This is a genomic window from Sphingobacterium sp. DR205 (assembly GCF_011064245.1).
GTDB lineage: Bacteria > Bacteroidota > Bacteroidia > Sphingobacteriales > Sphingobacteriaceae > Sphingobacterium > Sphingobacterium athyrii.
Genome location: NZ_CP049333.1, coordinates 388,137 through 403,891 on the forward strand (window position 1 = coordinate 388,137; position 15,755 = coordinate 403,891).

General features: G+C 41.6%; 9 protein-coding genes. All 9 read left to right on the forward strand.

What is annotated here, in order from left to right; translation table 11 throughout:
- Window positions 1-258: 258 nt before the first annotated feature.
- The 9 genes from G6053_RS01660 (at window position 259) to G6053_RS01700 (ending at window position 15,752) form a co-directional block, all read left to right on the forward strand.
- The gene (locus G6053_RS01660) at window positions 259-1,323 is read left to right on the forward strand and encodes an IS110 family transposase (RefSeq protein ID WP_165305373.1); all 1,065 of its coding nucleotides are present in this window, start codon (window positions 259-261) and stop codon (window positions 1,321-1,323) included.
- 294 nt (window positions 1,324-1,617) lie between these two features.
- Window positions 1,618-2,352 (forward strand): hypothetical protein, encoded by a 735-nt coding sequence (locus tag G6053_RS01665; protein WP_165305374.1) that lies wholly within the window; start codon window positions 1,618-1,620, stop codon window positions 2,350-2,352.
- A gap of 36 nt (window positions 2,353-2,388) precedes the next feature.
- Window positions 2,389-3,963, forward strand: a complete 1,575-nt coding sequence (gene lepB / locus G6053_RS01670) for a signal peptidase I (protein WP_165305375.1) — start codon at window positions 2,389-2,391, stop codon at window positions 3,961-3,963.
- A 192-nt stretch (window positions 3,964-4,155) separates the two neighbouring features.
- Window positions 4,156-5,508 carry a transposase gene (locus G6053_RS01675; protein WP_165305376.1) on the forward strand — a complete coding sequence of 451 codons (1,353 nt, stop codon included), beginning with the start codon at window positions 4,156-4,158 and terminating at the stop codon, window positions 5,506-5,508.
- Between the two features lie 852 nt (window positions 5,509-6,360).
- Entirely contained in the window at window positions 6,361-9,294 is a 2,934-nt protein-coding gene (locus G6053_RS01680; protein ID WP_165305377.1) for a SusC/RagA family TonB-linked outer membrane protein, read from the forward strand.
- Between the two features lie 21 nt (window positions 9,295-9,315).
- Window positions 9,316-10,833: a RagB/SusD family nutrient uptake outer membrane protein gene (locus tag G6053_RS01685; protein ID WP_165305378.1), complete on the forward strand. Its 1,518-nt coding sequence runs from the start codon at window positions 9,316-9,318 to the stop codon at window positions 10,831-10,833.
- Window positions 10,834-10,847: 14 nt separating this feature from the next.
- Window positions 10,848-11,519, forward strand: a complete 672-nt coding sequence (locus G6053_RS01690; RefSeq protein ID WP_165305379.1) for a hypothetical protein — start codon at window positions 10,848-10,850, stop codon at window positions 11,517-11,519.
- Window position 11,520: 1 nt separating this feature from the next.
- Complete coding sequence (locus tag G6053_RS01695) at window positions 11,521-12,561, forward strand: DUF5007 domain-containing protein (protein ID WP_165305380.1); 1,041 nt, start codon at window positions 11,521-11,523, stop codon at window positions 12,559-12,561.
- A 29-nt stretch (window positions 12,562-12,590) separates the two neighbouring features.
- Window positions 12,591-15,752 (forward strand): SusC/RagA family TonB-linked outer membrane protein, encoded by a 3,162-nt coding sequence (locus G6053_RS01700; protein ID WP_165305381.1) that lies wholly within the window; start codon window positions 12,591-12,593, stop codon window positions 15,750-15,752.
- Window positions 15,753-15,755 lie beyond the last annotated feature (3 nt).

Sequence of the window (15,755 nt, forward strand, 5' to 3'; positions counted from 1 at the left end):
TGTCATGTTTGATGCGGCTTTTATTTTTACTGAGAAATTAGAAAAGGTCATTATATTGTTGTTATACAAAATTTATTGGCTGTTCGTGTGAGACGAGATGTGGCTAGGTAAACAGATCGTTATACCGTAAAAAAGGAATTGTCCACACGATTTTATTCTCAGGAGTCTGAACAGTACTTAAGGCCGCTATTTCGAGCCTGGATAAAACAAAAGGATAGACGAAGGAGGATTAAGTCGATACGATTTAAATTCTTGACTATGGCTATTAGTAAACAATGCATTGGGATAGATATCTCAAAAGCGACATTCACAGCATGTCTGTGTCAGTGTTCAGATGATGGAGAATTAGTGTTCTCCAAGACAGTGGATTTCAGTAATGATAGCAAAGGGTTCAACCAGTTTCTGCGTTGGGCCAAAGGAGTCATTGCGAAAGATGCAGCACTTGTTTTTTTGATGGAGGCTACCGGTGTGTATTATGAGAACCTTGCCCACCATCTGCATAAGATTAAGAAAAGGGTTCATGTTGTTCTTCCCAATACGTCAAAGCACTATTTTTCGAGCCTCAATATCAAGACCAAAACGGATGCTGTTGATGCACGGATCCTGAGTCAATTCGGTGTAGAAAGGATCCATAAAGCATGGAGTCCTCCACCACCAGTCTTATTGCAGCTGAGAAATCTGACCAGATACCATGTCCAGCTACAGGAGCAGAAAACGGCATTAGGTAACATCAAACATAGTAAGGACTGTTCGCATGCTCTCCAGATCTTTATACTAAAAAGCAATAAAAAACTTATTTCTGAGATAGATAAGGAGATTGGCAGATGCATCGGGGAAATCAACAGGCTGGTAAAGTCAGACCTGGGGCTCCATAAAAAAATAGAGAAGCTTGCAACAATAAAGGGGATTGGAATGATCACCATGGTTACCATTCTTGCCGAAACAATGGGGTTTGAACAGTTCGGTAGCGCCAAACAACTTGTCAGCTATGCTGGATACGATGTTGTTCAGCGGGAATCTGGGACATCTGTAAAAGGAAAAACCAGGATCTCGAAAAAGGGGAACAGGTATATCAGGAATGCGCTGTATTTTCCGGCTATGGTAGCTTGTAGGCATAATTCTGTGCTAAAGGAAGCTTACACGAGAATCATCCAGAAAAAGCCGTCAAAAATGGTCGGACAGGTTGCCGTACAGAGAAAATTATTAATCTTAATGTATACACTTTGGAAAAATGATACCGTGTTTATAGAAAATTATAAAGTAAGTAGTCCCGATCCGAAAACCGAGACTACACTAGATAGTTCAGAAGCTGAACTTCTTTAGAATACAAAAATACTTTTTTGTCTAAATATTTGGAATTTAAAACAGTACCTTTTTTTATAGCAGCATTAGCTGAGTTTGGCGAGGAATGGGAATTTAACATGAGATGCAAATGAAATGTTAAAGCCGAAGGACTTTTCATTGAATCTCGTATTTTTATGTAGATTTATGCGACAAAATGCTGGTGTAAAACCTGTGCGATCAGTTAATTTTTGTGATAGCGGCAGGAATACAACGATCTGTATGATTAGGGAGGACTCCCTATACTGCGAAAGATAATTTAATATATTATATCTAATGAAAATTATATCTGTTTTATCCAGTACCATCACCTTGTTTTTTCTGTTCGCTGCAATAACGCTCCGGGCACAGGATGATCAAAAGAAGCTGGATTATTTAGTATTGATGAATGCGGATACCCTATATGGGAAGATTTCATCTGTAAAGGACAATAAACTTAAATTTGAAAATCAACAAAAGGAAAAGTTGACTTTTACACCTGACCAGGTGTACCGTGCGTACTGGCAGTCCAAAAAGAAAGTATATGCACCATCCTATGTAGAAAAAGGATTGGAAGTGGTCCCCGGAACAAGCCCAAAAATGTATCGCATACAGAAGGGAACAGATCAGGATCCAACTTTTGCGGAAGTGCTGGCCGATGGTGAAATAATGGCCTATTATGTTTCAGAACTAAAATTTAGTGGCGGTGCCGCAGTAAATGTTGGTGGCGGTGGTGCCGGAATGATGCCAACTATATTGGTTAATAAGAATAAATATGCATATGCACTGAAAAAAGGAACTGGTGAGGTCGCTGAAATCAATAGCAACAACAATGGCCTATTTAGCAATGCTAAAAAGAAAAGACAGATTACCTTCACGCAGTTAATTAATGATGAGCCAGAGTTACTTGCTGAATTTGAAAAGGAGCAAAAGTATAACTATGATGTGTTTATCAAATACATTGTACGATATAATGAGCTACAGCAGGCAAAAGAATCTCCGTCAGACCAATCCAGACTGTTTATTTACTAACTTTCATCCATTTACATTTCGAAAAAAAAACAACATATGGCGCTTATTCTTTTTATTGTACTGACTATCATTGCTGCTTATGGTTTTTGGCTTTTGTTTGAGAAGGCGGGGCGTCGTGGCTGGGAGGGTATTGTACCTGTTTATAGCCAATGGATTCAAGGACAGATAACCAATCGGCCTGTCTGGTATATTGTATTGTTGATCATTCCGATCGTGAATGTCTTTGTCTTTTATAATTTATACCTGGATTTCATCCATTGTTTTGGTAAAAGAAGATTTTGGGAAAATTGTGCTGCGGTGCTGGTCCCTTTTATCGTATTACCGCTCTGGGGAAGAGATAAAAACGTTCAATTTCTAAATGGACTTTATGCTAAAAAACTGAACGCTTCAGCTGAGGGTGCACAGCTGAAAAAAGAGGATAAGCTGAGGCTGCTGCATGAATCCTACAATGAATTTAAAACCAAATATCCCTATAAGAAATCTATGGTGCGAGAGTGGGCGGATGCCATTGTCTTTGCGACGGTTGCCGCAACGCTGATCCGCGGTTTCTTGCTGGAAGCTTTTATGATCCCTTCGGGTTCTATGCAACAATCGCTTTTGATCGGCGATTATTTGTTTGTCAGTAAGTTGAATTATGGTCCCCGTATTCCCAATACGCCGATTGCTTTTCCTTTTGCACATCATACCATGCCTTTATTTGGTGGTAAAGCATTTTCTGAACTGATCGAACTTCCTTATAAGCGGTTGCCCGGTTTTCAGGAGATCAAACGTAATGATGTCATTGTTTTTAATGCGCCGGCCGGAGATACTGTCGCGATAGAGAATCAGGATCAGCCTTATTACGATCTGGTTCGCTCCATGGGTTACGAAGCCGTCCATCAACAGTTTACTATTCAAACACGTCCAGTGGACAAGCGGGAGCATCTGATCAAACGCTGTGTTGGAATGCCGGGTGATAAAATCAGCATGCGCGATGCTGTACTTTATGTAAACGATCAACCCGGCTTCGTTGCTCCAGAAAGTCAGATGGATTATACCGTGATGACTGATGAGACAGGCCTGGATGAACAGCGAATGCGAGATATGGGTATCGAAATCGCACAGATTCAGCCCGGAGTTTATATGGTCTTTCTAACACCTGAGCAGGTTAACATGGTAAAATCTTGGTCCAATGTTAAATCGATGCAGATGAACCTGCGCAAAGCAGGGGAACCGGAAGCCAATACATTCCCGAATGATCCGCAGTACAAATGGAATTATGATAACTTTGGACCTTTTGTGATTCCAAAAAAAGGGATGAAAGTCGCTCTGAACGCGCAAACATTGCCTCTTTATGAACGCGCGATCAGGGTCTATGAAAATAACCGCCTGGAAAAGAGGGCGGATGGTTTATACCTGAATGACAACAAAGTGGATTCCTACACATTCAAAATGGATTACTATTGGATGATGGGGGACAACAGACATAATTCGTTGGACGCAAGGGATTGGGGCTTTGTGCCGGAGGATCATATTGTGGGTAAAGCTTTATTTACCTGGATGAGCTGGAACACAAACGGAAATGGATTTTCTAAAATACGGTGGAACCGGATTTTTATGGGTATAAAATAAAAGAATATCCCAAAGCGGAATATTTGAGATAAGACTGCTAGAGTGGGCTTATTTACATGTTTAGATAACTAGGGATATTCAGAAAAACCCCAACTATTTGATAAATAAATAGTTGGGATTTTATTATCTTCGTGTATTCCCCCGAATAATAAGGTTAGCGGCCAAAATCGGGGTAACGGTCATCAAAAAGATATGCGAAAGATACAAAAACTTAGCGAACTTCAGCCAACTTTAGCCTTCAGCGAATACGATATTTTCAAACAGTACGAATCAAGTTTTCACCTGAGTGAACTAGGGCGGCTTTATCGGAGTATTCCATTTTCCGAGCTGGCAGCGAGCCTGGGGCAACGGGAAAACCGAGTTGGCCGCCGGTCCTATTTTAGCGGGGCGGGTAAAGTGGCGCTGATGGTGCTGAAATCCTATACGGGGCTTTCCGACCGTGACCTGGTCGCCCAGCTTAATTCCAACCTCCATTATCAGCTTTTCTGCGGTGTTCGGATCAATCCGTTAAAGCCGCTCGATAATTTTAAGATCGTCAGCGAGATCCGCTGCGAACTTGCCAGAAAACTTGATATCGGCACCCTTCAGCGGGTGCTTGCCGGTTACTGGAAGGCCTGGTTAAAGGACAGCCATGTACTGATGAGCGATGCGACCTGTTATGAGAGTGATGTTCGCTTTCCCACGGATATCAAACTGTTATGGGAATGCGCGGAATGGCTGCAGGGGCAATTGCGGAGCATGGCAAAGCTGTCGGGCCTGCGGATGCCGCGCAACAAATTTGACAAACAGCGCCTGCGTTACCGTATCTATAGTAAAAAGCGCAAGCGTGGGAAATCAGAGACGCGCGTGCTGAAACGCAGCCTGCTCCACCTGGTTGGCAAGCTCATCGGTCAGTGCGGGGATATCATGGCCCTTGGTACAGCCAATCTTCCTGGCCGCTTTCACAGACGGCTGTCCATCATCAAAAAAGTACTCCATCAGCAACGGGAACGTTTTGCCGGGCGGGAAGTGAAGGGTCTGATCGTTAGTATCGACAAAGATTATATCCGCCCGATCGTCCGTGGCAAAGAAAGTAAAGGGGTTGAGTTCGGCGCCAAAGTGAACAGTATCCAGATTGACGGCATCAACTTTATCGAGCACCTGAGCTTTGATGCTTTCCATGAAGGGAACCGGCTTCCACAATGTATAGACCTACAGCAGTCACTGCTGAGAAAACGTGTCAGCCATGTAGCTGCCGATGCGCTTTACGCTACCAACGCCAACCGGAGCTGGTGCCGCAGCAGGGGCATATTCACCAGCTTTGTGCGCAAGGGTAAGCCTGCAGCTGATGAAAAAGAGCGCGGCAGGCTCCGCTCCGTGCTGAACAGGGAGCGCTCTACGCGGCTTGAAGGTAGCTTTGGCACAGAAAAACGGTATTATTCGCTCAGCCGTATCCGGGCCAGGACCAAGAAAACGGAAATCCTGTGGATATTCTTTGGCATCCATACAGCAAATGCGGTGCGGATGATCCCCAAGATGCAGGGCCAGCAGGAAAAAGCGGCTTAAAAGATCACAGAAAATAGGTGGAAGAACGGGTGTTCAGGGGACAGCTATGCCCAAAAAAACGAAAAAGCAGCTTTTTGGCAATGGGGTGCTTAAACCAGCGGAAAAATCTTACAAAGATCGGGATAACAGAACAAAAAATGGTGACCGAAATTATTCTGACCACCATTTTTTATAACATTTACTGAATATCCCTAACTAATGCGGACCAATCCTTTTGTGCCGCATTAGTTATAAATGAATTTTCTAAAACGCAAAGAAAATCTAGGGCCGCGGTCGAAACGTGTGCACGCCTGTACGATGATGTAAACGGAGGTCATCGCTAACAGCTGTTTTTATTGTAATGTTATTTTGATTAAGAAAGTATAGCCTAACATATTTTCTGCATCATTTGAAAGAAAGCTATGTCGAGATAGCGATAATACTCCTATTTTCTTATAATTTTTCCTTCGATTTTATTGCGACTATCCTTCGATTAAGATGCGCTAAATGGCGAATAATTTTCCATTGGTTTTAAAAAATAAATATAAAAATATATTGACTAAAAACAAGGAGATTCTTAATTAAATATAAAGATGCGATCCGCTTTTTTTATAAATTTATAAAACTACTATTTTCATAGACTATGCATAAGAAATTGTGCAATCGTTTGTTTTGATTACGCAATCGATTTCGTTTATCCCATTATGTCTGACTTTAAAAATATTGTTGTAGCATTGTTACATACTATCAATTATTAATAGGACCCGAAGTCCAAATTTATTAAAGCCGAAACTAAATTTATTAAAGCCGAAACTAAATTTATTTGCTAGCCGAATAACACCAATTTTTTTAATGCCTAAAGACATAAATCGAATGAAAAGACTATTTTGTTTTTTATTTCTTGTCCCTATGTTTCCAGCTGCGAAGGCTAATCACCTTAACTTTTGGGCCTCAAAACAAGATACTTCTGAAATCAATGAGGTTGACAAGCGATTGCTTAAAGGACGATTGGCTACTTTGTTGAAAAAGCAGGGTGTCAAAGACAGTCTAAACTTAAGAAACGTTGAAACACTACCTGTTGTCAGTATTCCGGAGGTTTTGAAAGGGCAAGTTGCCGGTCTCTACGTACAAGAAGCGACAGGCGAACCAGGTGCACCAAAGAATATGGTGCTTCGCGGGTTAGGATCGCCATTGTTTGAAATCAAAGACGCCGTTAATGTACAACCAAGCGTATTTATTAATGGAATACCCATCGCAAGAGACAACAACTTTGCTTACTCCATTCAACAGTATCAATTCAATCGTATTGGACCTGGAACCGACAACTTCGCAGGTATTGACCTCGCAACTGTAGAGTCTATCGAAGTGATAAAAGATCCGGTTAAATTGGCAAGGCTTGGACCGCTAGCAGCTAATGGAGCAATTTGGATCCTGACCAAACCTGGTCGAGCAGGGGAACGCCAAATTTCCATTAATACCTATGTTGGACTAGCCACAAAACCGGTAGTGACACCAGTGAATGCCCAGTATGAAAATATGTTCCGGTCGATATTCTATAATAAATATGGATCTGCAACAGACCGTTTGAATTATCCGGGCTATCTCAGTGATTCGACCAATGTAAATTATTATGGACCGGCCAATTGGAATGAAGAATATTATAAAACCACGCCGATTTACGGTGGAAGCATTGGTATCCGTGGGGGTAATGATCGCGCGAATTTTTCCTTTGTGGGTGGTTACACCAAAAATGCAAGCTCTGTCGACAAGACAAATATTGAGCGCTATAATGCCCTGTTTAACGTTAATATGGCGCCCTTCAAATGGTTGAATTTTGGCGCGACAATCAATGCAAGCCGTAGTTTAAGAGATCGCAACCGCAGTCTCAGAGATCGATTCGGTGAAGCGTCCTATGTACCTGATTTATCGGTGCCCATTTCACCAAATAAGGAAATGTATGCCCAGTATCTAGATATCTATAAAACGGCTTTGGATAAGAATACGGTCAATTTTTTAAATTCGCTGGTAACATTGGATCTTTATTTTCTCAAGAACCTAAAATTTAATACTTCCTTAGGAATTGATTATTCTGAGGGTGCAAGACAAGCTTTTTTCCCTGGTTCATTGATGGAAACCAATAACTATATGTCGAGTTATTTTGGTTTTAATCAGCGTTTGGTGTATAACAACCGTTTGGAATATAATCTGGAGTTTCAAGAACAGCATAAGTTGGATTTGACCTTAGGATCTTCTTATACGCAAGATCTGTATCGTTACAATTATGCACGTGCCTATGATGGACCTAATGATTTTATCAAGGTTAACGTGGTAAATGGTGATCCTAATAAGGAGGGGTATTTGACACCAATAGGTGGGTTATATGTGAACCGTTATAGTAACCGGGAGGATTTTCGATTGCATTCCCTGTATTTGGCTGCCAATTATAGCTACAAAAATCTCTTGGACTTAAATGCGGTATTACGTTATGATGGTTCTTCAACAATGCAACCTGATTCACGTTGGTTGATGACACCGTCATTCGCTGCGAAATATCATTTGATTCCCGAAAATGAGGACAACTTATTTAACCATTTAGGCGTAAAGGGTTCCTGGGCGCGAATTGGGAAACCAGTATTTACGAGTAAATTTGCCATTGGCCCAAATTATACCGCAGATCTAAATTGGGGATCCGAAAAATCCTTGGTGTCCTATAATGGTTTCGCCGTTGCATCCAGACCTTATTCAGAAGGTTGGGTAGGTTACGATATCAAATGGCCTTACACAGATCATGCTGAATTGACCGTTGATGGAACCTTATTGGAGAAAAAAATTGATTTTGAAGTCTCCTTATACCAAAAGAAAGATGTAAATCAATTGATTAATTCACCAATTCCTGCTGAGTATGGTTATTCTGGACAAATTGTTAATGGCTTAAGTGTAAAAAACACTGGGGTGGATGTCAACCTGTCGGCAAAAGTATTGTCTAATCCTGAGACATTACAATGGAATACATCACTTAATCTAAATTATAATCAAAATAAATTGACGGCACTTCCAGGAGGGCGCAAGCAATTGAAAGTGGGTAATCGCCTATTAAAAGTAGGCGAGGCCATTGATCAGTTTTGGTTGTACGAAAATCAAGGATCTTATGATACCGAGGCGAGTATCCCCGTACAGAACGGTCAAAAACTTCAGTTTGACGGAGTGGATTTTGCCGCGGGAGACCCGATCTGGAAAGACCAAAACGGAGATTTTAAAATCAATGATGAAGATCGTGTCTTGAAAGGTAATGCTATGCCAAAACTAACAGGTTCGTTTCAAAACTATTTCAAATACAAAGGTTTCGACCTGAATATGCAATGGTATTTTGCGCTTGGGCATAAGGCCTTGAATCAACGCGCTTCAAATAAGTATAATTTCATCAATACCGAAAGCACCAATTCATTGGATGGGATTCGCGAAGTATTTCATTGGCAGCAAGATGTTGATTTGGATAAATACCCGATTTATAATCCTTGGAGCCCGATTGTTGCCTACCGTGTGGATCAAGATCTGTTTTTGGAAAATGCTTCTTTCTTAAAGTTGAGATCCTTGACGATAGGCTACGATCTTGCTCAATTGAACAATGTGAAAGACAAGATGAAGACCATTCGTAGAGCTTATGTTTACATTGCAGGTACCAATTTATTGACGATTTCCAAGTTTTCAGGAGCGGATCCCGAACTGATAGATTTTAATGGATATTATACAGGTTATGGACTACCATTGTCTCCAATGGTTTCCTTAGGCGTTAAGTTAGAGCTGTAATAATTTAATAGTAGAAAGAGTATGAAAAGATATAATCGATGGACGGTCATGTTACTGATGGCAATGGGCATAACTGCTTTTACGAGCTCATGTAATAAAAAATTGGATATCGTTGCATCCAATCTCGGCTCCGAGAAACTGGAATGGCAATCCATATCTGATACACGCGCGCACCTAATGGGCATTTATGGCCTGATGCGGGCAGCGTTGGTTGATAATTATGGGCATTGGGTGTATGGAGAGATGCGCTACGGTGATTTCACACCGTATTCCCGTGCCGATCTTCGTGTCGTCCAAGAAAATAAATTGAGATCAGCTTATCCTTTACTTAAAGATCTCACAGACTGGCGTAGATTTTATGCGGTCATCAATGCGGCATCGCTTTTTATCGAACGGGCTCCAGAAGTGATGGCCAAAGATAAGCGATATACAGAGCGCGATATGAAGTTTGATGTTGCACAAGCACGTACAATCCGTGCCCTGATGTATTTCTATATGGTCCGTATCTGGGGTGATGTTCCATTGTTAAAAGATTCGTATGATAACGGTTCTTTTGTGGAACTTGCGCGATCGACCGAAGCGACTGTTTTAGCTTTCGCGGAAACCGAACTATTAGCCGCGGCGCAGGATTTACCTTACCGTTATGCGGTCGGAACACAAAGTTATTATGGCGAAAGTTATGCTACTTGGGTCGGCGTATTGGTCAACAAAATTACAGCCTATTCCCTGTTGGCACACGTAGCGGCTTGGCAGGGCAAATACATCAATTCCGAGGTATACTCCCGATTTGTTATCGACAACTATTCACAAGCGAGTCTTGAATTGTTGACAACACCGGAATTGGTGAATCCAGCTGATGGTCTATTTGGGCCAAGTACGCGCGCACAGATCTTAGCAATTCGCTCTTCCTACGAATTGGGTGAAGCGACGAATACTGGGCATATCGAATCATTGACTTTGGGTTATCCAATTGTCACCAAAGCTAAACCGGATATCTATGTGAGCCGAGACACGATCAATAAATTGTTTGATGACGTCAACGACACGCGTTTCGGTATTGACTCGGTGTCGGGATTGGTACGGACTAATTACTTTACCAACTACAACGGCGATATCCCGATTTTTAGTAAAATCAAAGTCATCCGTAATGGTAATGGTGATTCTGATTTTTCCATTTTTGGATCGAACTTGGTTTTTACCCGCCTTGAAGAGATCTACTTACTGCAAGCAGAAGCAAAAGCTGTACTCAATCAGCGTGATGATGCCATTAAGTACCTCAATGTGATTAAAGAGCGCCGTGGCCTAAAGCCCTATATCAGCAACTCGCCAAAAGACTTATTGGAAGAGATCTTTTTGGAGAGAAGACGGGAATTGATGGGAGAAGGCTGGAGATGGTACGATCAAATACGTCTGGCAAAGATTAAGAAAAATAATCCAGTCATGAACGATTTAATTCAGAAAGGTGGAATCTATTGGCCGATCTCCTCGGATGTATTGGAAAGAAACTCCAAACTGGTGCAAAACTCATATTGGAAATAATAGAATAGATAATCATGAAAAACAAACATATTTTTTTAGGCTTATCGTTAATCGTACTGCTCTTTGGCATTGCTGGTTGTAAAAAAGGAAATACCTATTACGAAGATTTTCAGGTCAAGTATACCGAATTTGACGGAACTTCATTGGAATTTTTGGAATCACAAGGTAATACCTATGACTCCTTGTTGTTAGTCTTGGATCGTGTTCCTTCGGTACGTGCAAAGTTGAAAGATGCCAATGTCAAAACGACCTTTTTCGCCATGACGAACAGCAGTTTTACCAATGCTTTGGATGCCATGAACGGTGTACGAAAAGCGGGAAACAGATCTCCACTTTACCTCGAAGAAATTCCCCAATTGATACTTGATTCATTAACTTACCATTATGCCTTTGATGGTGAATACGATACTCCCTACTTGCGAGATTTTGTGGAAGGAAAGGTGATTAAAGCCATTGACGATTATAGTATGACCTTAAAATACAAAGTGACATCTGCTTCCGGTATCATTGGTGGCGGTCAACAACAGATCATATTGAGTGATATGAATAAGTCTATTTTTCAACGCTACTGGCAGGAAAGTGCGACATCTGTGGTGAATATCCGTACCCACAACGGGATGTTACATGTCCTGGCTCCAAGCCATAATTTCGGATTTAGTAAACTCGCTAAATTATTAAACAAATAGCATGGAAAAGAAAATATTTAAATCGGCAAAACAGTTATTGGTGCTCGGGATCGGACTTTTCATGCTGGCCTCATGTAATAAGTATATTCCGGATGACCAAGACTCACTGGGTACCGACGTGGTGTATAGCACCAACGAATTTATGCCATTGTTAGGAAGAAATACATTCTATAATAATATTGTCAATATAGGGCAGAATACCTCACAACCGCTCAATTTCAAGATTGTAAATGTGCGTGATATTGATGGACAGCTTTCAACACTTTTTGAGGATAAATTTCCGGTAAAAATCTGGACAAAGTCATATAGTGGTGAGGAGAAATCCATTGCAGAAATTGAAAGTAAACGTAAGGTAGAATATCGCCCAATTCTTGAGATTCTGGAGAAATCAGGTAATATAAACTTTTGGGGACAGGCCGTAAATTCAAATTTTGTCAAAGCACAGCCAGATTCAGGCTATGTATTTGATATCGAAATCAGTAACACTGGTGGACGCAGATATTTGCGGAATTTCAAATTAAAGCCTTATCGTGAGCGTGCATTTGAACCAAGCATCATGGATCCAGTGACAGGTTTATCGCCCCTTCCTTATACGCATCCCAGCAGGACAACCAATTTGTATGGTGAACGAACTGATCAATATATTTATCCAAGCCTAATTAATGTGTATTTCAATAAGTTGGAAAGCAAGGGGGCGGGAAGTAGAACCTTGACCATAAGTTTCTTGGATTCGTTAAACCGTCCAATAGATGTAAAGAAATTTGCAGCGACAGAATGGGGTAAATTAGTACATGGTTTCAACCACAGATTTGAAAATGGCAAGGTCATCTACGATGTTGCTTATCCAATTCCCTTGGCACCGATCAAAACTGATTATTCGTCAAGCGATGGTACATATGCCGTGATGAATTTCAAATTCCGCAGAAAAGGGCAGTTTGGTTTTCTTGAAGATTGTGGGATTGAGATGCCATTTGCGATCTACGAAGAAGGAGATTGGGAGATCCAGTTTCGCTTCACCAATGAAACGCCAAAATTTGACTGATGATGGACGGACTAATTAGCTTAAAGATTATGAAACAATTTAGCATAATATTAACTTTCATTTGCACCTTGTTTGTGGGGGAGGCATGGGCCCAAACCATGGTCAAGGGTGTCGTGAAAGGAAACGATAATAGGGCGCTCAGTGGCGTTTCTATACGCTTAGAAAACCCTAAACGGGATCTGGGAAAAACCGGAGATGATGGGCGATTTGTGATTTCGGTCCCAAACAGCGGGGTGATGATATTTTCCTATCAGGGCTATCGTACGGAGAAGTATACGATTGTTGCTGGCAAAAAGGAATACAATGTGACCCTCGAAAGTACCGCACAAGAACTGGAAGAGACTGTTGTCGTGGGGTACCAACAGCGTAAAAGAGAGACATTGACGGGGTCGGTAGTAACAATCTCCGGTAAGGAAATACAGGATATTCCTTCGGGAAACTTTGTTGACCTCTTGCAAGGTAAGGTTGCGGGTTTAAATATTCAGAACAATACAGGCAGCCCGGGAATGCGCGGAACAATGGCCGTCCGGGGGATGTCCAACTTTAATGTTTCGGGTAGCGGTGACAATACCTTTGTAACACCGACCTCACCTTTATTCGTTATTGATGGTGTCCCTATTGATGATAACTCGGGTTATGAATATGGATTTGAGACAGCCGGCCCCGGTGTATCGCCCATTTCTATGATTCCGCCAGAAGATATCGAAGATATTACGGTCATGAAAGATGCGCAGGCAACAGCAATGTATGGATCGCGTGGTGCCTATGGTGTTATTCAGGTGCGTACCAAACGGGGGAATTCGAAAGTGCCTATCGTAAATTATCAAGGTCAGTTTTTCCTGTCCGCAGTACCGCAATTGCGTCGCGTAATCGGTGGTAAAGGAGAACGTATGGTTCGTTTGGAGCAAATCCTGATGAATGATACAACATTGGCCGCAGCGCTGCGCCGTATCAATGATTCCCCAATATTGGCCGATTCCCTGAATCCCTATTATAATAACTCAACGGATTGGCAATCTTACTTCTACCGCAATACCATGAATCAGACGCATAATATTGGGATATCTGGTGGAGAACGAACATTCAACTACAAAGCCAATATGAACTATTATGATGAAAATGGGATCATTGCCAATACGGGTTTTAAAAGATATGCAATGACCTCCAATATGCAGTATGAACCGAGTGACCGTTTTAGGATGATGACCAATATCAATGTCAATGTGGCGCAAAATAAGATGGGCTCAGGGAATGCGTTGATGCAGACGGGGGTAGGTAAATCGGTTAACACAACCTCGCTGTACCCTTCACCTTCCTTATTTTCTGGAAGTATGGGGGCGTTATCGGCATTGGGCGTGGATGATCAGAATAAAACAGGGAATTATTTAGGGCAATTGGAATTGCAATACGTACCTATTAAAGATGTACGTGCATCCGTCACCTTAAACTATAACTATACAACTTCGACAAAAGATCGTTATACACCAGAGGTGCTTTTAGGGAACTCTTCAGAAGTATACAGTTATTATAGTAACAAAAGTAAAGTCTATAACAGGAATCAACTGTCCTATGTCAAGCCAATTAAAGAGAAACATCTTTTTAGTGTCTATGGATTTACGGAAATGGAAATATCCGCATCCTCTGAAGACTTGTCGAAGATTCGCGGAACGGCCAATGATCAATTTCAAACGGGAATTAGCTACAATACACGAAATACGCTTGGAGGTTTGTTAAACTCATTGAATAATTTTAGATCGGTAGCTTATGCAGGGAGCTTTTCGTATAACTACGATTCAAAGTATATTCTTGATTTGACCTACCGTGTCGATGGTAGTTCATTGACCGGTGGTGCAACACCTTGGACCAAAAATCCTTCAGCGGGCTTACGTTGGAATTTCAAGAAAGAGAAATTTATGGAAAATATGGATTGGTGGGATACAGGTTTCTTGAGAGGATCGGTCGGTCGGACAATTTCACCAGCGGGGACCCTGTCTGACATATACGGTTGGTATAAGATTGATGATGGTCGCTACAACAATAGACCAACCACATCATTAGATCTGGATATTGCCCCCAATACGGGCTTAGTACCCCAATCGACAACACAATGGTCTGCCGCAGCAGAGCTTGGGTTTTTCAATAGCTCGCTTTATATTACTTACGAAACTTATTACAAGCAATCAGATAAGATTTTAGATAAAAAACCAATTGCAAATCATAACGCGTTTTCAAATGTATTGACTAACGAGAAAGCAATGGTGAACAAAGGACACGAGCTGAGTATTCAATATCGACCAAAATTAACGAACTCGGATTGGGAACTGAATGCGAATGCAACGTTTGCGATAAATAGAGATTATGTAACCTCATTGCCGGATGGAGCACGTCAATTGGTACAGGCGGATGGATCAGGATATGACCTTCCTCAATTCTTTCGTCTAGGGCGTAATGCATTTACTTTTGTCTTATATGATTATAAAGGGGTCTATACCTCAAATGATCAAGTACCGGTGAACCCGCTAACGGGACTGCGCTACAGAGCTGGCGGACAAATGAATGAAGGTAAGTTCTTCCGTGCCGGAGATCCTATTTTTACAGATCTAAATGGCGACTATGTGCTTGACGAAAATGATTTAGTTTATGTCGGTAATTCGCAGCCAGCAATTACAGGAGGACTATATCTCTATACACGCTATAAAAATTGGTCTTTGCGTACGCAGTTATCCTATACCATAGACCGTGATATCCTTAATACAGCCTTGACGGATCGCTTCCGTAACTATTCGGATCCAAGCGGACAAAACTACGGTGATGGGGCCCCTGGAGCCTATGTTCCCTTGGATGCCTATAATGTATGGCGCCAATTGGGTGACAATGCGGATTATCCCAATGTTTCGGATTTTACACGTTTGACATTATATAATCCTTATCGTTACAACTCAACCATGTTTATGGAGGATGGTTCTTATGTGAAAATTAACACGATCACGGTAGGCTACAATTTTGACAGAAGATGGGCACGTCGTTTTGGCGTATCATCTGCACGGATCAACCTGACAGCAAACAATGTGTACACATTCAGTAACTATTCAGGGCCAGACCCAGAATTGGTAACAGGCGTGGGACGTGATGGCTCAAACGGTTATCCAAGTAGAAGAACCTATTCATTGGGGGTAAGTGTACAATTCTAAGTT